The organism is Oscillatoria sp. FACHB-1407, assembly GCF_014697545.1.
Lineage (GTDB): Bacteria > Cyanobacteriota > Cyanobacteriia > Elainellales > Elainellaceae > FACHB-1407.
Window position 1 is genome coordinate 169,823 of sequence record NZ_JACJSA010000013.1, and the last position, 17,721, is coordinate 187,543.

The 17,721-nt window shown below is 46.1% G+C and carries 14 protein-coding genes and 1 pseudogene; 12 read left to right on the forward strand and 3 right to left on the reverse strand.

Annotation, left to right across the window (positions count from 1 at the left end; genetic code table 11):
* The first annotated feature begins 1 nt into the window (after nt 1).
* The 12 genes and pseudogenes from H6G89_RS21010 to H6G89_RS21065 all read left to right on the forward strand — a co-directional run.
* The gene (locus tag H6G89_RS21010; protein WP_190510000.1) at nt 2-265 is read left to right on the forward strand and encodes a four helix bundle protein; all 264 of its coding nucleotides are present in this window, start codon (nt 2-4) and stop codon (nt 263-265) included.
* Nucleotides 262-921, forward strand: a complete 660-nt coding sequence (locus tag H6G89_RS21015; RefSeq protein WP_199336848.1) for a response regulator — start codon at nt 262-264, stop codon at nt 919-921. The genes H6G89_RS21010 and H6G89_RS21015 overlap by 4 nt, the downstream gene beginning before the upstream one ends.
* A 283-nt stretch (nt 922-1,204) precedes the next feature.
* Entirely contained in the window at nt 1,205-1,759 is a 555-nt protein-coding gene (locus H6G89_RS21020) for a DsbA family protein (protein ID WP_190510002.1), read from the forward strand.
* Nucleotides 1,760-1,814: 55 nt separating this feature from the next.
* Nucleotides 1,815-2,138, forward strand: coding sequence for a hypothetical protein (locus H6G89_RS21025; RefSeq protein ID WP_190510004.1), 324 nt, complete (start codon nt 1,815-1,817; stop codon nt 2,136-2,138).
* 571 nt (nt 2,139-2,709) lie between these two features.
* The gene (locus H6G89_RS21030) at nt 2,710-3,207 is read left to right on the forward strand and encodes a cupin domain-containing protein (protein WP_190510006.1); all 498 of its coding nucleotides are present in this window, start codon (nt 2,710-2,712) and stop codon (nt 3,205-3,207) included.
* Between the two features lie 101 nt (nt 3,208-3,308).
* A complete protein-coding gene (locus tag H6G89_RS21035) occupies nt 3,309-4,199 on the forward strand; it encodes a dioxygenase family protein (RefSeq protein ID WP_190510008.1) in 891 nt (296 codons plus the stop codon).
* Between the two features lie 161 nt (nt 4,200-4,360).
* Entirely contained in the window at nt 4,361-4,549 is a 189-nt protein-coding gene (locus H6G89_RS21040) for a DUF981 family protein (protein ID WP_190510010.1), read from the forward strand.
* Entirely contained in the window at nt 4,546-5,649 is a 1,104-nt protein-coding gene (locus tag H6G89_RS21045; RefSeq protein ID WP_190510012.1) for a Gfo/Idh/MocA family protein, read from the forward strand. Before H6G89_RS21040 ends, H6G89_RS21045 begins: the two co-directional genes overlap by 4 nt.
* A gap of 27 nt (nt 5,650-5,676) precedes the next feature.
* Nucleotides 5,677-6,471, forward strand: a complete 795-nt coding sequence (locus H6G89_RS21050) for a glucose 1-dehydrogenase (RefSeq protein ID WP_190510013.1) — start codon at nt 5,677-5,679, stop codon at nt 6,469-6,471.
* 74 nt (nt 6,472-6,545) lie between these two features.
* Nucleotides 6,546-7,565, forward strand: a complete 1,020-nt coding sequence (locus H6G89_RS21055; RefSeq protein ID WP_190510014.1) for a quinone oxidoreductase family protein — start codon at nt 6,546-6,548, stop codon at nt 7,563-7,565.
* A complete protein-coding gene (locus H6G89_RS21060) occupies nt 7,504-8,592 on the forward strand; it encodes a zinc-dependent alcohol dehydrogenase family protein (protein ID WP_242060044.1) in 1,089 nt (362 codons plus the stop codon). The genes H6G89_RS21055 and H6G89_RS21060 overlap by 62 nt, the downstream gene beginning before the upstream one ends.
* Nucleotides 8,593-8,686: 94 nt before the next feature.
* A pseudogene (locus tag H6G89_RS21065) lies at nt 8,687-8,773 on the forward strand (IS1 family transposase); the annotation flags it as partial.
* A gap of 386 nt (nt 8,774-9,159) precedes the next feature.
* Here the strand turns inward: H6G89_RS21065 and H6G89_RS36145 are convergent.
* The 3 genes from H6G89_RS36145 to H6G89_RS21080 all read right to left on the reverse strand — a co-directional run bounded on the left by H6G89_RS36145 (nt 9,160) and on the right by H6G89_RS21080 (nt 17,654).
* Complete coding sequence (locus tag H6G89_RS36145; RefSeq protein ID WP_190510015.1) at nt 9,160-9,864, reverse strand: calcium-binding protein; 705 nt, start codon at nt 9,862-9,864, stop codon at nt 9,160-9,162.
* Between the two features lie 312 nt (nt 9,865-10,176).
* Nucleotides 10,177-15,708 (reverse strand): VCBS domain-containing protein, encoded by a 5,532-nt coding sequence (locus tag H6G89_RS21075; protein ID WP_190510016.1) that lies wholly within the window; start codon nt 15,706-15,708, stop codon nt 10,177-10,179.
* Nucleotides 15,709-16,412: 704 nt separating this feature from the next.
* Nucleotides 16,413-17,654 carry a DUF3574 domain-containing protein gene (locus H6G89_RS21080; RefSeq protein ID WP_190510017.1) on the reverse strand — a complete coding sequence of 414 codons (1,242 nt, stop codon included), beginning with the start codon at nt 17,652-17,654 and terminating at the stop codon, nt 16,413-16,415.
* Nucleotides 17,655-17,721 lie beyond the last annotated feature (67 nt).

The window sequence follows — 17,721 nt, forward strand, 5'->3', positions numbered from 1 at the left end:
TATGGGTAAGTTAGAGAGTTATCGTGATTTGGAGGCTTGGAAAGTATCAATGCGATTGGCAAAGGAAGTTTATCAAGCGACAGAAGTTATACCCAAGCATGAAATTTATGGATTAACTTCGCAGATCCGTAGAGCTTGTGTTTCTGTGCCCACCAACATGGCTGAGGGGTATGGACGAAATCATCGTAAGGAGTTGTATGAAAGTGCAGGACGTTTGCTTAACCGTCTCCTTCAAAGCCTTCAAAGGAGGATAGACACCCCTTGACTACTCCACACCCCGCATCCCATACCCCACACCTCACACCCCAAATCCGAGTTCTTATTGCTGACGATCATTCCATCTTCAGACAAGGATTGGCAACAATTATTGACCGTAACCCAGAAATGCAGGTGATTGCTCAAGCAGACGATGGACAACAGGCGATCGCCCTTTTCCGTGAACACCAACCGGATGTCACGTTAATGGATTTACGAATGCCCCAGGTTGGAGGAGTAGAAGCCATTACCGCGATTTGTGCTGAATTTAAATCGGCTCGAATTATTGTACTGACCACCTATGATGGTGACGAGGACATTTATAGGGGTTTACAAGCAGGAGCGAAAGGATATCTACTGAAGGATTCAAAACCCGACGAACTGCTTGATGCAATTCGTATCGTGCATCGAGGTCAGCAGTACATTCCACCCGATGTTGGGGCAAAACTGGTGCAACGGATGGGCAATCCAGAGCTGAGTGAACGAGAGCTAGAAGTACTCCGTTCAATGGCGCAGGGTATGACGAATCAAGATATTGCGGCTGCACTGAATATTGGTGAGAGTACGGTCAAGTCTCATGTCAATCGAATTTTGGGCAAATTGGGAGTGAGCGATCGCACGCAAGCTGTGATTATTGCGGTTAAACGTGGAATTGTCAGTTTGTAGGTGAGATTGAATCTGGTCTCCAACTTAAGTTGGAGATATTCCTCCATTTTGAGATGATTGGGTTTATCAATCACTTGATTGAATAGAATTGTCAACTCTGAATGGACGACTATTCAGAGCCAATTTTATATATTGAATGCATGCAAACAACAAATAGCAATCAAGTTGCAAAATTCAAGTTTGCTTTCACAAAGTGTAGACAAAAGAACGTGTAGCGGTTCTTGCGGAGTTATGCTCTGTGCTAATCGCTTGTAATTAGCGTGTTTCCCCTTCAGAGGTATCAGTGAGCAATGACTACAAACATCATCCATTAATCGTTCTACCTTCAACACATGACCACATTCAAGGTGTACTCAATTCTACTGTGGTGTTGGTCATGTACGGGGATTATCAAGATTCTCGAAGTGCAGACGTTTATCGCTTGATTAAAGTCATTCAACACCACGTTGTTTCACTTGGAGAGAATTTTTTGTGTTTTGTCTTTCGTCATTTTCCACAAACGCAAATTCATCCCCAGGCTCAGCGTGCAGCTGAAGCAGTTGAGGCAGCCGCTTTTCAAGGACAGTTTTGGCAGATGCACGACAGTCTATTCACCCATCAACGGATGTTAGGGGACGGCTATTTAATCGAGTACGCCAATGATTTAGGACTCGATACCTGCCAATTTCTACGAGATATGTGCCAACACGTCCATCTTGATCGCATTCATCAGGACATTGAAAGCGGAATTCAAAGTGGAGTAATCCATACCCCAACGTTGTTTATTAATGGCATTCGCTATTGCGATCGCTGGACTATTGAACGGTTGATGGCAGCCATCTTTGCTCCAAATAATTAGGTTTCTTATCATGTCTCAAAGAATCTCATATGACCGATTACAGCAAAGGAGAATAATGCGTTTCAAAACAACGCTTGCTCTCATCATTGGAGGATTACCACTGTTGATCTATCCGGGAGTATTTCTCGCTGGAGCTATGGGTCTTGCTGCCCCTTGGAGTGGAGATGCAGAGCGGTTGCTGATGGCGGTCGTTAAAAGTGCTCTCATTGGCTCTATTAGTTATCCATTGGTCTATTTTGCCTCTCTGATCGCTGCCCTGGTGATGGCAATAACTCAGAGAATAGCGATCGCGTTCAAAATCAGTCTCATACCCCTGGCTTATCTTCTGGTATTGAGTCTTCTGTTTATCGTATGGATTTTGCTGAATCAAGTTGGTTAAAAACTCATCCCAACACTTTTCGGTTCAAGAAGGGGTAAAGGGAAAATATCTTGCTTTTAGCCCTTTTCCCATTCACCTTGTCTCCTTAACCAAGCGGTATCGAAACTCATCCTGTTTGACCTCGTTGTATAGCCGTAGCCCCATACGATGGGACGAGGACGTGTCAGGAAGCTCCCCAGAGTCAGGGTTTGAGCCATTAGCTTTACCCTAAGTACAACTCGTCGTAAATAGGGGTGGGAATTCGGGGTGCAGGGGTGGAACCCCTGACTGGGGGCGAAGCCCCCATACCCCCTGGTTTTATTTCCAAATCCTATCTGTGAATCACAGTACTAAGCTTTCTGACCAAAACTATAAATCACAAGCGTGAGGTGGATATGAATTTAAAAAGTGAAATTGATTCGTTTTTGAGGCTTCAAGGCGATCGCAGTCTTTCAACTCTCTTGATTCAACTTGAGGAAGTAGAGGAGCAAATTGATGGCTTACAACAATCACGATTAGAACTGATTGAGAAGATTTCAAGTCAAGAAAACAGACACTTGTCCAGTAAAACTTACACTCTGGAGAGACAATCATGTTAACAAATCCAATGAATCACAACGGTCTTGTAGTACAACCCGATCAGGGAAAGTCTTACTGGGTGCTGGGCGATTTATACACCTTTAAGACAGTGAGCCAGGATACAAATGGGATGTATTCACTGATGGAAATGGTTGTTTATCCTCAGACTGGTTCTCCTCTGCACATTCACAGTCGCGAAGACGAATCTTTCTTGGTGCAATCGGGAGAAATCCAGTTCCAAATTGAGGAACAAACTCTGACAGCAACCTCCGGGACATTCATCTACTCACCGAGAGGTCAGCGTCATCGGTTTGCCAACATTAGTGACCAGCCTGCAAAAGTACTTTGTTGGATGACTCCGGCTGGATTGGAACAATTTTTCATGGAAATTGGCACCCCGGCTGATGATCCAACCGCACCGCCACCCCCTGTCACAGAAGCAGACATTCAAAAGACGATCGCTTTAGCTCCCCAATACGGCCTAACCATTCTTCCCCCAGCTAACAGCTAAATTGTCATTCGTTACTGGTCATCTGTCATCTGAATCATAGAGACGAATGACAAATGACCAATTAGCGATAGAACAATAACTCAAAAAACATGGAATTCATCATGCAAAACATCACACTTGACACGATTACTCAAGCGGTTGTGAACCATGGCGATCGCGGCAAATCTAATCCACGATTGCATGAAGTTTACGCAAGCTTGGTTCAACATCTGCATGACTTTGTGCGTGAGGTGAATTTGACGGAACCTGAATTACAACAGGGACGCGATTTTCTGAATCAGGCAAGCCATTACACTCAAGAAATTCCGACTGGAGAAATCCATTTGTTGACGGATTTATTGGGAATTTCGGAGTTGGTAGAATTGCTGCAAGATACCCATCACAGTACAGAAAGTAATTTGGAAGGTCCGTTGTATGTGCCGCATGCACCAGAACGGCAGATGGGCGACCCCCTTGGGGGTATCTGCGAAGCAGCGCGCATCGGCATTGATCCAGAAGGTGACGCGCTGTTTCTCTCAGGTAGGGTTTTAGATGTAAAGGGTCAACCGATCGCCAATGCTCTGATTGAGGTATGGCAACCCAATTCTAAAGGGCTGTATGACATTCAGGATTCCTCTCAACCACAGGGGAACTTTCGGGGACGTTTCAAAACAGATGCCAGTGGACAGTATGCCTTTGAAACGGTGGTGCCTCTGGGTTACAACGTGCCTGCCAACGGTCCATCAGGTGAATTGCTGCGGTTGCTAGGACGGCATACCTGGCGGGCGGCTCACATTCATTTCAAACTCAGTGCTCCGGAATACACTCCGCTGACTACTCAAATTTTTATCGCTGGCGATCCTCATCTGGATTCTGATACAACTTTTGCAGTGCGATCGGCAGTTGTTCAATTGAAAAAACACGAAGCACCAGAAGAACTGAAGGTGCGACAGCAAAGTAAACCATTTTACACAACTGAGTTTGATTTTGTGTTGAGTTTGATTACACCTTAAATCAAGATTTAAGTGCGTTGAATTTGCCTCTAACCTACAGATGATCCAGTAAACTTCCATGCTTCAAATCAAATAGAGATTGAAGAATGAGAGCAGCACAACACTTACTTCTCAGACTTCTACAACATGAATGTCTTTTCAAACAATTGCAGGAGGTCTAAATGTTTATTGATTACATCACACTTATGCTCATAAATCTGGTAGCTAGACTCGTTCTGCTAGTGACCTATGTGTATTTTGGTCTTGAGAAACCCAATCAGAAACACTGGATTCCAAGCTTTGGTGTCGTTGGTGTGATCTCGTTAGTTACTGGCTTGCACATGACGTTAGAGGAGGGGGAATTACCATGAGAAACGGAAAAATTGGCGTAGGTCTTATCGGTGTTCATCCCTCCCGTGGATGGGCGATGACTGCTCACATCCCTGCACTACAAACATCACCCGACTTTGAAATCGTTGCGCTGACAAATTCAAATCTAGGTGTAGCGAACGACGCCGCGCTCAAATTTAATGTACCCCATGCCTTTCAACATCACGAGGAGTTGTTAGCACATCCAGATGTCGATTTAGTTGTTGTCACCGTTAAAGTGCCTTATCACTTTGAATTAGTGAGTGCTGCAATCCAGGCTAGAAAAGCAGTGTATTGTGAATGGCCTTTGGGGAATGGGCTACACGAGGCAATTGAGCTAGAGCAACTTGCTGAAAAATATAACATTCATACAGTAGTGGGACTACAATCTCGCGCGATGCCAGAAGTGAATTTCATCCGAGACTTAATTCACGACGGTTATGTAGGCGAGGTTTTATCTGCATCACTAATTGGGTCAGGAATCATCGGTGGAGCAACCATTCCTGAACAATTTGCTTACACCTTGAATCCCAAAAATGGCGCGGGCATGATCAATGTTGCTTTTGCCCACGCGATCGATTCTGTAAGTTATGTGTTGAACTCTAGATTAAGTGAGGTGATGGCAACATTAGACACCCGAAGAAAGATGGTGCAGATCGTTGAGACGGGCACTATGGTTGCAATGGAAACACCCGATCAAATTGCCATCAGCGGCAAAATGGCAAACGGTGTTGTGATTTCTGCCCATTTCCGAGGGGGGTTATCACGCGGCAGTAATTTTAGATTAGAGATTAATGGAACAGAAGGGGATTTAATTGTCACCAGTTCACTGGGCTATCCTGGCGTTGGTGAAACGAAGATCCAAGCTGCTCAAGGTGCTGATGCGGCTGTGCGAGATCTTGATATTCCACAAAAGTATGTAACGGCAAATGCAGAGATAGGGGTTATTGCAACAACCGTTTCCAATAACTATGCCCTTCTTGCGAGTGACCTCAAAAATGGCACAAAAACGGCACCGTCATTTGCAGACGCTGTGACTTTGCACCGTCTTATTGATGCGGTTGAACAATCGGCTGCAACGGGTAGTAGACAACATTTCTAACTTGAAACTTCCAAAGGAGACAGTTCCATGAAACTTACAGGTAAAAAGGCATTGATTACCGGAGGCAACAGCGGTATTGGTTTTGCTACGGCTCGGCTCTTCATCCAGGAAGGGGCTGAGGTAGCCATCACGGGCCGCGATCAAACAACACTGGATGCCGCTGTTGAGGAGTTGGGCGCGAACGCTGTTGCCTATCGTGCAGATGTGACGGACTCCACTACTCGCACCGACCTTTTCGATAAACTCGGTCATCAGTTTGGCGAATTGGATATTGTCTTCGCTAATGCTGGTATCTCTGCAAGAACGCCTGTTGGCAGCACTGACGAAGCCATTTTTGAGAACATCATTCGCGTGAATTTAACAGGTGCTTTTCTGACCGTACAAGCCGCATTACCGTTACTCAAAGATGGTTCTTCTATCATCTTGAACGGCTCAATTATTGCTTCACAGGGGCGTATTGGTTCACAGGGGCGAGGCGGGCATGCAGCCTACGCAGCAAGTAAGGCGGGTATTGTCGGTATGGCGCGATCGCTAGCATCCGATCTCGCACCGCGCCGCATTCGGGTGAATGTCGTTGCACCAGGAGCAACAAAGACCCCAATCTGGAGCCGTAATCCCTTACCACCTGAGCAAGCAGATGAAATGGCAAAGCGTTTAGCAGCAACGATTCCACTGGGGCGTTGGGGAGAAGCAGACGAAATCGCCAAAGCTGTTCTCTTCCTCGCTTCGGATGATGCCTCCTATGTGAACTCTGTCGAACTTTTTGTCGATGGCGGTGTAGTCGGTTCTCCGTATGGTGGAGCAGTTTTTCAAAGTGCGTAAGTTTGAGCGATCGCGCCCCACACCCTACACCCCACACCCTACACCCCAAAAAGCACTGCAATATGAACACCTCAATGAAAGAACCCGATCGAATGAAAGCCGCTCGACTGCACCAGTACGGTAAACCTAATGTATTTGTCTACGAAGATGTGGAGAAGCCCATTCCTGCATCCAATCAGGTGCTGATCAAAGTGGAATCGGTGAGCGTTAACTTTGCCGACCTGATGAGAAGACGCAATGATTCCTACCCGTATCCCACTCCGCTACCAGCCATTTTAGGGAGTGAGGTCGCTGGCACTGTTACCGCAGTAGGAGAAGATGTTAAAGGCATCAAGGTCGGCGATCGGGTCTTTGCTGTACTCCCCAATGGCGGTATGGGCGGTTATGCTCAATACGCGATCGCAGATATCAGGCAAACCATTCCTATCCCTGAAGGGATGACCGTAGATCAGGCTTCTACGCTGGTGATTGCAGGGGTTACTGCATTCCAAATGCTACGCGATGTGGCACGATTGCAACCCGGCGAAAGTGTGTTTATTCCGGGTGCAACAGGAGGTGTCGGCAGCTACGCGATTCAGATTGCCAAAGTACTTGGTGCAAATCCCATTTTTGCGGGGGTGAGTTCAGAGTCGAAGCGAGATAGCGCACTCCAGTTAGGAGCAGATTACGCGATCGCCTACAGTCAGCCCAATTGGTCTAAAGAGGTGCGATCGCTCACCGATGGCAAAGGTATCGACGTTGTACTGGAAATGACTGGGGGAGGCGATATCTTTGATGAAAGTCTTGCAATTCTGGCTACGTTTGGTCGTCTTGTAGTTTACGGCAGCGTTGGACAAACAATCGGTGCTGTAGAGCCAATTCGTTTGGGTAGAGCCAATCAATCGTTACTAGGCTACTACATTGCTGGACAGTTTCAAGGAAAACCACGGGAAGCCGTTCAAGCCCTTCAAGATCTCTCCAAGTTAATCTTGTCAGGTCAAATCGAAGTCAAAATCAGCCACATTCTGCCCTTGAGCCAGGTCGTAGAGGCGCATGAAATCCTGGAGTCGAGGCGATCGACGGGCAAAATCATTCTCAAACCGTGGCTCAACTAACGTCAACAAGTCGTATTGCAAAGCTACAACGGAGGTATTTCTAACAATGCACGCACTGATTCTAGATGATTTTCAAACAGCAACTTTTCGTAGCGTTGATATTCCGCAACCGGAACCGACTGCTAATCAAGTCTTGGTACGGATTAAAGCAAGTGGAGTTAATCCACTTGACAGCAAAATCCGCACTGGTAAAGCACCTCATGCTAAACCCGTTCTTCCTGCCGTGTTAGGAATTGACATGGCTGGAGTTGTGGAAGCCATCGGGCAAGATGTCACCACATTTCAGGTTGGCGATGAAGTTTACGGGATGACAGGTGGAGTGGGTGGAGTGCAAGGGTCACTGGCCGAATTTGCGGCGGTTGATGTGGCTTTGCTGGCAAAGAAACCCACTAACCTCACCATGCGAGAAGCAGCCGCTCTGCCGCTGGTATTTCTGACGGCATGGGAGGGGTTAGTCGATCGCGCCAATGTACACGAAGGTCAAAGAGTCCTTGTGCTCGGTGGTTCTGGCGGTGTCGGTCATGTTGCTGTGCAAATTGCTAAAGCGCATGGGGCTAAAGTATTTGCGACTGCTTCAACTGCAAAGCATGAGATGGTGCGACAACTCGGTGCTGTACCCATTGACTACCACAACACCACGATCGAAGAGATTGTACAAACATTTACAGGCGATCGCGGCTTTGATGTCGTCTACGACTCGGTGGGTGGCTCCACGTTGGATGATGCGTTTAAGGCAGTTCGCAATTACGGCCACGTCGTCAGTAATTATGGTTGGGGAACCCATTCTCTGATGCCCATTTCACGCAAGGGTGCGACCTATTCTGGCGTGTTTGTACTTCTGCCTCTATTGACTGGTGAAGGTCGCGCCCGTCATGGTGACATTCTACGTCAGGCAACACAGTTGGCGGAAGCTGGGCAACTGCGTCCAGTCGTTGACCCTCGCCATTTCACATTAGAGACAGCTTTGTCCGCCCATGAAGCGGTGGAGCAAGGAACAGCCCTCAGCAAAATCGTAATTGACTTGTAAAGGACACAAACACCATGAAGGGCGTTGCTGAAATGGTAATGCTAGATTGGGTATGATTCAGGCATGAAATGCCCCCAATGTAACTCCACTCAAACGGCATTACTTGGCGCGACTACACCGGAAGACCCTGTGTTACTCCAAATCCACTGAGATGTTGAAGTACTCTCTGCGTTTGCTCCTAGTACAGCAAAAAATAAGTTTTGAAAGGGGTGAAGGGGTTCCACCCCTTCTTTGGGGCGAAGCCCCCAAACCCCCTACATTGCAGAACTTTGTGTTCGCAACACTAGTATCGAACGGTTCCTCTGTTCGCTTAGCTCATTACAGCTTCAGCAACGCCTTTTTCTATTTATCGCAACAGTTCCAGTGATGATGGATGCAACTCTCAAGTATTAAATTTTTAATTATCTCAGTCGTGAATCTCCGTCAGCAGTTGCCGTTTATAGAACAATGAATGAGTGATGAATTGCAGAAGTAGAGGAGTAGAGGAGTGGAGGAGTAATTCCCTAGTTCTCTTCTACCCCTCTAATCCCTTACCACTCGTCGCGAGCGATCGCACACAAGCAATATCTAGGCGTATTGGAACTGGTTTGAATTGGTCAAACTTACTGACTGATAAGACACATTCTGGAGGATGCCGACCAATTCAAACGAACCTGATTGCAGACGATATATCCCTAAACCAGTGATTCCTGAAACACCAGAACCACCAATGACGTAATCGGAGCTAGACCCATGCAGGGTAATCTTATCCTGGTTAGCGTTAAAGTCCTTGATTAGAGCATAGTCAGAGGTGCCAAGAGACCCTGAGTAACCATCGTCATAATACGCTTCGTAAGAATCACCCAAAACAAAGGTATCCGCTCCACTGCCACCAGTTAATTCATCAATCTCCCCTTGTCCAGCGTTCCATTCGTCCCACTGAACTCCAGTCAGTAAGTCGTTACCACTACCTCCCATAAGGTAATCGTTTCCTTCTCCTCCATGGAGCCAGTCATGATCTCCTTCACCCCACAAGGAATCGCTGCCAATGCCACCATGCAGAGTATCATTACCCGAACGCCCTAACAGGGTGTCATCACCTGCATCACCAAACACAGTATCGTGATCCAAACCTGCATCAATGATGTCACTTCCACCTAAGCCGTAAATCAGGTCATTTCCCGCAAGACCGTAAATGATATCAAAGGCTTCACTGCCATAAAGAGCAGCATGATATGCACCATCGGAACCAAAGGTATTGTTGTCGCTGTAAGAAGAACCGTAAGTAGCCATTTTCAATCTCCTAATTGGGGGCTAGTTCTAGGAGGTTTGATGCTAAAGCAAAGCCAGATTTATAACGGTCAATGGAAGTGTCCGCCGTAAGCATGAATCCTCTCTATTGAGATATCGGCTGACTTCTCACAAATTACGCATTGAGTTGATGAATTAACAGAGTAAGATTTTGTGTGGATGAGCAAATATAACTTTGGTCAGAAAGCTTAAGGCAAAGAAAGTTTTCAGTACAGCAGATGTTGTGAATGCATCATGATACTAGACCATAATCAAGGTGGATATCATGATGCATTTACAATAAGCGGGTTGATGCTAGTTGTTGATCAAGAATTGCACTGAAGAGATGTTGCTGGCTGAAACGTTCTTAAGCACTGCCAGCGTTGTGGTTGCTGTTCCTGCACCAATTCCATCTGTGTCAATTTGAATTTGCGTGTTTGCTCCCACCTGTTGCAACTGCACAAACTGGGTAAATTTTACAAACGCATTAACCGCTGCAAACTGTGGTTGTGATAGCAGAGAACGCAAATCAATTAAATCGCCGCTTCTGAAGTCAGTAATGGTATCCACACCATCAGCGAGGTTCTCAAGAACAAAGGTATCTCTGCCTTGATTTCCAGTAAGCGTGTCGTTGCCGCTGCCACCCACTAAGATGTCATTGCCCTTGCCACCGATCAAGCGATCGCTGTCAGTACCACCTTTGAGCAAGTCACGACCACTGCCACCATGCAAGCGATCGTTCCCTTTACCACCATCTAGGAGGTCATTGCCCTTGCCACCAAAAAGCGTATCATTACCGTCTTCCCCATAGAGCCAATCTTGTCCAAACATTGCTTTTGCAAATCCACTTTTTAGCAGATCGTTGCCATCTCCACCCTTGAGGACATCATTCCTCCAGGTGCCAAATATTGTGTCTGCCCCAGACGTGCCTTGATAGGTTGTGCTTGCTTGCTGTGCGTTGAAGAAGACCGAAGGGGTTGGAATACCAAGCTCACCGACGAGTTGCTCAACTGTCAAGGTAAAGATATTGCTGGTGCTTGCTCCTTGACTATCCGTGGCTGTGATCTTCAAGCTGAGGTTGCCCGCGTCAGCCAAGTCAGGGGTACCACTGAAACGGTGGGTGTTGGCATTGAAGGTCAGCCAAGCGGGTAGAGGACTACCATCCCCAAGGGTTGCACTAAGAGTTAGAGTATCCCCCGCATCTTGATCTGCAAATGTGTTGGCAGGCAAGGTAACGGTAAATAGTTCTCTAACGCGAGCAACTTGAGGGGCGATCGCCCCTGCTACAGTTGGCGTATCATTAACGCCGACTGCGGTAACGGTAACGGTTTGGGTAATACCATCCACACTGGCAACATCAAAGCTATCAGTGACAGTTTGACCAGCTTTAAAAGCCTGAAGTTTTGTATTGTCAGCAGTGTAAGTCCAAGCTCCAGCCGTATCCACACTGAAGGAACCATAGGTACTTGCTACTGAGCTTTGAGCAACAAAAGAAGCTTCTCCGGTATCAACATCAGTGATAGAAAGTGTACCGTTTGCGGTAAGGGTTCCATCTTCGGTAACGGTGCCTGTAGTGTTACCACCAATAGTTGCAGGGTCATTTGCACCATTAACCGTGATGGTAATGGTCTGAGTTGTGCCATCTACACTGGCAACATCAAAGCTGTCAGTGACAGTTTGACCAGCTTTAAGAGCCTGAAGTTTTGTATTGTCAGCAGTGTAAGTCCAAGCTCCAGCCGTGTCGATGTTGAAGGAACCATAGGTTCCAATTGCTCCAGTTTGGGCAACAAAGGAGGTTTCTCCGGCATCAACATCAGTAATGGAAAGAGAACCGTTAGCCGTTAGGGTTCCATCTTCGGTAACGGTGCCTGTAGTAGTACCACCAATAGTTGCAGGGTCATTTGCACCATTAACGGTAATCGTAATGGTCTGAGTTGTACCGTCTACACTGGCAACATCAAAGCTATCAGTGACAGTTTGACCAGCTTTAAAAGCCTGAAGTTTTGTATTGTCAGCAGTGTAAGTCCAAGCTCCAGCCGTATCCACACTGAAAGAACCATAGGTTCCAATTGCTCCAGTTTGGGCAACAAAGGAGGTTTCTCCGGCATCAACATCAGTAATGGAAAGAGAACCGTTTGCGGTAAGGGTTCCATCTTCGGTAACGGTGCCTGTAGTAGTACCACCAATAGTTGCAGGGTCATTTGCACCATTAACCGTGATGGTAATGGTCTGAGTTGTTCCATCTACACTGGCAACATCAAAGCTGTCAGTGGCAGTTTGACCAGCTTTAAGAGCCTGAAGTTTTGTGTTATCAGCAGTGTAAATCCAAGCTCCAGCCGTATCAACATTGAAAGAACCATAGGTACCTGCTACTGAGCTTTGAGCGACAAAAGAAGCTTCTCCGGTATCAACATCAGTGATGGAAAGAGAACCGTTAGCCGTTAGGGTTCCATCTTCGGTAACACTTCCGGTAGTAGTACCACCAATAGTTGCAGGGTCATTTGCACCATTAACCGTGATGGTAATGGTCTGAGTTGTGCCATCAATGCTTGCAACATCAAAGCTATCAGTGGTAGTTTGACCAGCTTTAAGAGACTGAAGTTTTGTGTTATCTGCGGTGTAAGTCCAAGCTCCAGCTGTATCAACATTGAAAGAACCATAGGTTCCAATTGCTCCAGTTTGGGCAACAAAGGAGGTTTCTCCAGTATCAACATCAGTAATGGAAAGTGTACCGTTAGCCGTTAGGGTTCCATCTTCAGTAACGCTTCCGGTAGTAGTACCACCAATAATTGCAGGGTCATTTGCACCATTAACCGTGATGGTAATGGTCTGAGTTGTTCCATCTACACTGGCAACATCAAAGCTGTCAGTGACAGTTTGACCAGCTTTAAGAGCCTGAAGTTTTGTGTTATCTGCGGTGTAAGTCCAAGCTCCAGCCGTATCCACACTGAAAGAACCATAAGTACCTGCTACTGAGCTTTGGGCAACAAAGGAGGCTTCTCCGGTATCAACATCGGTGATGGAAAGAGAACCATTTGCGGTAAGGGTTCCATCTTCGGTAACACTTCCGGTAGTAGTACCACCAATAGTTGCAGGGTCATTTGCACCATTAACCGTGATGGTAACGGTTTGGGTAGTACCATCCACACTGGCAACATCAAAGCTGTCAGTGACAGTTTGACCAGCTTTAAGAGCCTGAAGGTTTGTGTTATCTGCGGTGTAAGTCCAAGCTCCAGCCGTATCCACATTGAAAGAACCATAGGTACCTGCTACTGAGCTTTGAGCAACAAAAGAAGCTTCTCCAGTATCAACATCAGTGATGGAAAGAGAACCGTTTGCGGTAAGGGTTCCATCTTCAGCAACGGTGCCTGTAGTAGTACCACCAATAGTTGCAGGGTCATTTGCACCATTAACCGTGATGGTAATGGTCTGAGTTGTACCGTCTACACTGGCAACATCAAAGCTGTCAGTGACAGTTTGACCAGCTTTAAGAGCCTGAAGTTTTGTATTGTCAGCAGTGTAAATCCAAGCTCCAGCCGTGTCGATGTTGAAGGAACCATAGGTACCTGCTACTGAGCTTTGAGCAACAAAAGAAGCTTCTCCAGTATCAACATCAGTAATGGAAAGAGAACCGTTTGCGGTAAGGGTTCCATCTTCAGTAACGTTTCCGGTAGTAGTACCACCAATAATTGCTGCATGGTTGACATCAGTGACGGTGAAGCTCCAAGTCGTATTGTCTCCAAATCCGGGATAAAAGTTGCCGGAAGAGTCTCGGAAGAGATAACCAATCGTGACGTAATAGGCTGTACCCTCTGTTAAATCTACGCTAGGGTTGATAGTTACAACCCTATTGCCAGAGCTAAGTGTAAAATGCTCAGGAGAATCAAATGCTTCGACGAAATTGCCATTATCCGATCTCCATATGACGACGCTGTCCCACCAGTATTCGATTTCAACTGGTTCATTAAAGGTAATGACCAAGTTGCCACCAGGAGCGACTGAAGTCGAAAAAGTTGCAGTTGGGGGAATAGAGTCAGCAGCTGTAAAGCTCCAGGTATTTTTATCATTGATTCCGGAATAGCTGTTATTGGCTACATCCTTGAACGCTCCACTATCAACCGTAACGTAGTAGCCTGTATTTGCAGCTAGATCAGTTGTGAGATCAATCGTGACCGTTTGACCATCTGAGCTGAGTACAACTTGCCCAGAAGTAACACCGATCGTCTCTACCACCGAATCATCGCTGGTTCGCTTAACGACAATGTTGCCTGTGCCTTTTGTAATAGGCTCATTGAAGGTGGCAACGAGGTTGTTTGTCGAGGACTCAAAGTTAGAGTGAGCTAGCTGCGGAGGAGCAGTATCCTCTACCCTGAAGCTCCAGGTCGTCTTATCGCTCACTCCTGCATAAACGTTGTTGGTCAGATCCTTGAAGGTGCCGCTGTCGATCGTGACATAATAATCAGTTAGATTAGACAGATAGGTATTGGGATTGATAGTAACCGTTGTTCCATTAATTCCAACTTGATTAGATGCCACGTTGATTGTTTCAACGATTGAGTCATCGCTGGACTTTTTGATAACAATGTTACCTGTGCCCTTCAACACCATTTCGTTGAAGGTCATCACCAGATTGCTAGCAGGATCAATATCCGTTGAGAAAGTTGCGGTTGGAGCTGTGTCAGGAGGTGTAACCGTAAATTGCCAGGTTGTTGAGTTACTCATGCCTGCAAAAGCGTTATTTGCCAGATCATTGAACGCACCGCTATCGATCGTGACATAGTAGCCTTCATTTGCTATTAAATCGTTGCTGGGGTCGATCGTAATAGTTTGCCCATCTGGACTTACAGTCACTTTGTTAGAGGCAATGTCGATCGTTTCAACAACAGAGCCATCGGACATTTTTGTAATAACAAGAAAGCCAGTTCCCTTTGTTACAGGCTCATTAAAGTTAATGACTAAATTGCTTGTAGAGGAGACTTGAGTTGAATAGGTTGCTGTCGGGGCTATGCTATCAGGCACAATCAACGCGACACTGCCTGCAATTTGGAGCGTTGGATCAGTCGGCATTCCACCGTATTCAACAATATAGCCTGGCAGGGAGAAGTTCCCGCCGGGTAAGTCATTCCACTGCCCTCCACTTAAAAACTGAGCGTAATCCTCATCACCAACATTATTCGGTTCACCAGGTGCCCAGTTCGAGTAGGCTCCGTTAATGCTACTTCCATTGCTCAATCCCTGCCAAAAAGGAGTTCCCGCTTCCGGTCCCGTTGCCCATTGCCACAGACCTTCGACATCCGCATCGCTTGCTCCAAGCCAACCATTGCTTTGCAACTTGTTACTGACGAAGGCATATTCCTGGGCACTAGTCGCAGTTAGCAAGTAGCCCTGAAGACCAAAGTAACTTCTGCTTTCGGCATTGGCTTTGGCTTGCACCCAGGAGCCATAGCTAGATACATACTCATAAAAGTGACCATTGCTCGGGTTAACGAGGTTAGCTCCGAGAGAAAATTGAATGTATCGACCATTGCCAGAAACCGCACCATTGCTGTAGTAAGTTACCTGTTGAAGAGTAGCTTCGTAGGTGCTGATTGAGGCGTTTCCCGTTAGGGTAAGCAACCCTTTGTTAGTGTTGTAAGTCCAGGACAACCCGTTAATTGTGCCGCTCATTGCGGTGCCTTGCCCATTGATACCCAGGCGATCGCTGCTGACAAAGCCTGTACCCAGTGACACCTGCGCCCCATCCAACGTGGTTTGACCGTTGGGATCGATTGTGAGACCTGCTGCAATAACCTGTGGAGTGGTGCTAGCAGTTATTGAACCAGAAACATTTAGAATTGGGGACGCCATAGTTCAACGTTTTCCTTTAGTGAGCGAAATAGATGCAATTAGGGATAAAGTTGTGAAAGCAAGTCAAAACAGCACAGTTTCACAAAACTGCACAGCATTAGAGTTAAATAGTGATTTGCCTTGTTTGACGAAGGGAAAGCCGTGGAAGACGATGAAGTAGTTACGAATGATTAGAGAATGTCTAAAAAGCAGACAAGTTACTGCATTTATTTCCTAAATTCGTCAAGTGTGAGAGGTTCCAATTCGTTTCCGTAAAATTAGGGGGCTAGGGAAGCAAATTGGTTGACTATCAAATCTTCCAGACCCCTCTTCAGGAGGTGAAGAGGTAGTATGAAGCCTGCTTGCACATTGCTCAGAGCAAGGCTGCAAGAGCCTACTTTTATACAATGCCCAAATCAGTACAGCAACTAACAATGATAGTTAACCTTTGTACTATTAAGAAGATAAATAATGCCAATTCCTAAAAGTAGAACGGCAGATAGGGTAGGGGCGGTTCGCGAACCACCCCTACCAATGTATGGATGCATAGTCTAAATTTATAGAAACGGTATGACCGTAGCTACATTCGATAGGGCGGAGGCGAGTCAGAAATCTCCCCTAGAGGCAGAGTTTGAGCTGTAAACTTTGTCATAAGATTTCTGACCAAAGCTATACACTTCAAAGATCCCCTCAATAGAAGGGGATCTTTTTGTGAAAGAGTATTTTTAAGAATTGGTTCTGCGTTTAAGGATACCCCCAACTCCTAAAACTCCGATCGTCAGTAGCCCTAGTATTGAGGCAGGTTCAGGAACATCGGCGATCGGTTCAGCATCAAATGCGACATCGATATCCTCATCCACGACTTGCAACACGCTTTCCTGATTAAATTGCTGAGTGTAAGCCGTAATAATTTCATCGATCGCGTTTTCATTTTCAACAGTGTCTTCGAGTAACAACCGCACGACTTTCGATCGCTCCTCAATAATGGTGCCTGTACTGTCTCTGAATTGTCCATCTGTATCAAAAATAGTTAAGCCAAGTGGAAAGCGAGGGGTAATTACGCTATCTACAAATGCTTGAAATTGGCTTTCTGAAACCTCACCGCCTCCTGAAATGTTACGCCCAAAGAACAAGTCGGTTAAAATTAGTTCAGGAGTCGGATCATTATCGATGACATCTTCATCAACATCAAAACCAACAGCTACATCTTCGTTAACAGCAACTAAAACACTTTCCTGGTTAAACTGTTCGATATAGGCATTAATGATCTCATCGATCGCTTCCTCATTTTCCACAGTGTCTTCTAATAACAGTCGGACTATTTTCGACTGTTCTTCAATAATTGTGTTAGTGCTATCTCGGAACTGTCCATCCCCATCAAAAATAGTTAATCCTGCTGGAAAACGAGCTGTAATGATCGCATCCACAAAAGCTTCAAACTGAGACTCGGAGACTTCTCCTCCACCTGGAATGTTGCGTCCAAAGAACAATTCCACTTGAATCAGTTCAGGAGTTGGATCATTGTCAATTAAGTTTTCACCTGCTCCAAAACCAACCTGTAATTCGTCTTCATTCGTGACTTGTAAAACACTTTCCTGATTAAACTGTTGTAAATACGATGCAACAATTGCATTAATAGCTGCATCTGTTTCAGGTGTATCTTCAACAAACAGAGTCACTAACTTGGATGGCTCTTGAACTAATGTTCCTGTGCTATCTAAAAACTGTCCGTTTGCGTCAGTGATGGTTAACCCTGCTGGAAATTGAGGCGTAACAACGGAGTCTACAAACACTTGAAACTGCTCATCTGAAACTTGCCCGCCCCCCGAAATATTTTGCCCAAAGAACAAATTCTTTTCAATTAATGCCGCAGCACTGACCGGAACACAATCAGCGGCGATCGCCACTGATACCGTTGCTGTCATCGTCATAACAGCCGTTTTGAGTTGACTGACTGTGCGCTTCATGAGAGCTATCTCCGCTGATGATAATAATCCCTCATGAGCTTAAGGCAGTTGATTAGAGCTTGTCAGT

Bases quoted from the DNA above. Each gene is read 5' to 3' on its own strand.
- H6G89_RS21075 (WP_190510016.1), bottom strand. From the start codon at position 15,708: ATGGCGTCCCCAATTCTAAATGTTTCTGGTTCAATAACTGCTAGCACC.
- H6G89_RS21025 (WP_190510004.1), top strand. From the start codon at position 1,815: ATGCGTTTCAAAACAACGCTTGCTCTCATCATTGGAGGATTACCACTG.
- H6G89_RS21080 (WP_190510017.1), bottom strand. From the start codon at position 17,654: ATGAAGCGCACAGTCAGTCAACTCAAAACGGCTGTTATGACGATGACA.
- H6G89_RS21060 (WP_242060044.1), top strand. From the start codon at position 7,504: ATGAAATCCTGGAGTCGAGGCGATCGACGGGCAAAATCATTCTCAAAC.
- H6G89_RS21055 (WP_190510014.1), top strand. From the start codon at position 6,546: ATGAAAGAACCCGATCGAATGAAAGCCGCTCGACTGCACCAGTACGGT.
- H6G89_RS21010 (WP_190510000.1), top strand. From the start codon at position 2: ATGGGTAAGTTAGAGAGTTATCGTGATTTGGAGGCTTGGAAAGTATCA.
- H6G89_RS21040 (WP_190510010.1), top strand. From the start codon at position 4,361: ATGTTTATTGATTACATCACACTTATGCTCATAAATCTGGTAGCTAGA.
- H6G89_RS21050 (WP_190510013.1), top strand. From the start codon at position 5,677: ATGAAACTTACAGGTAAAAAGGCATTGATTACCGGAGGCAACAGCGGT.
- H6G89_RS36145 (WP_190510015.1), bottom strand. From the start codon at position 9,864: ATGGCTACTTACGGTTCTTCTTACAGCGACAACAATACCTTTGGTTCC.
- H6G89_RS21035 (WP_190510008.1), top strand. From the start codon at position 3,309: ATGCAAAACATCACACTTGACACGATTACTCAAGCGGTTGTGAACCAT.
- H6G89_RS21045 (WP_190510012.1), top strand. From the start codon at position 4,546: ATGAGAAACGGAAAAATTGGCGTAGGTCTTATCGGTGTTCATCCCTCC.
- H6G89_RS21030 (WP_190510006.1), top strand. From the start codon at position 2,710: ATGTTAACAAATCCAATGAATCACAACGGTCTTGTAGTACAACCCGAT.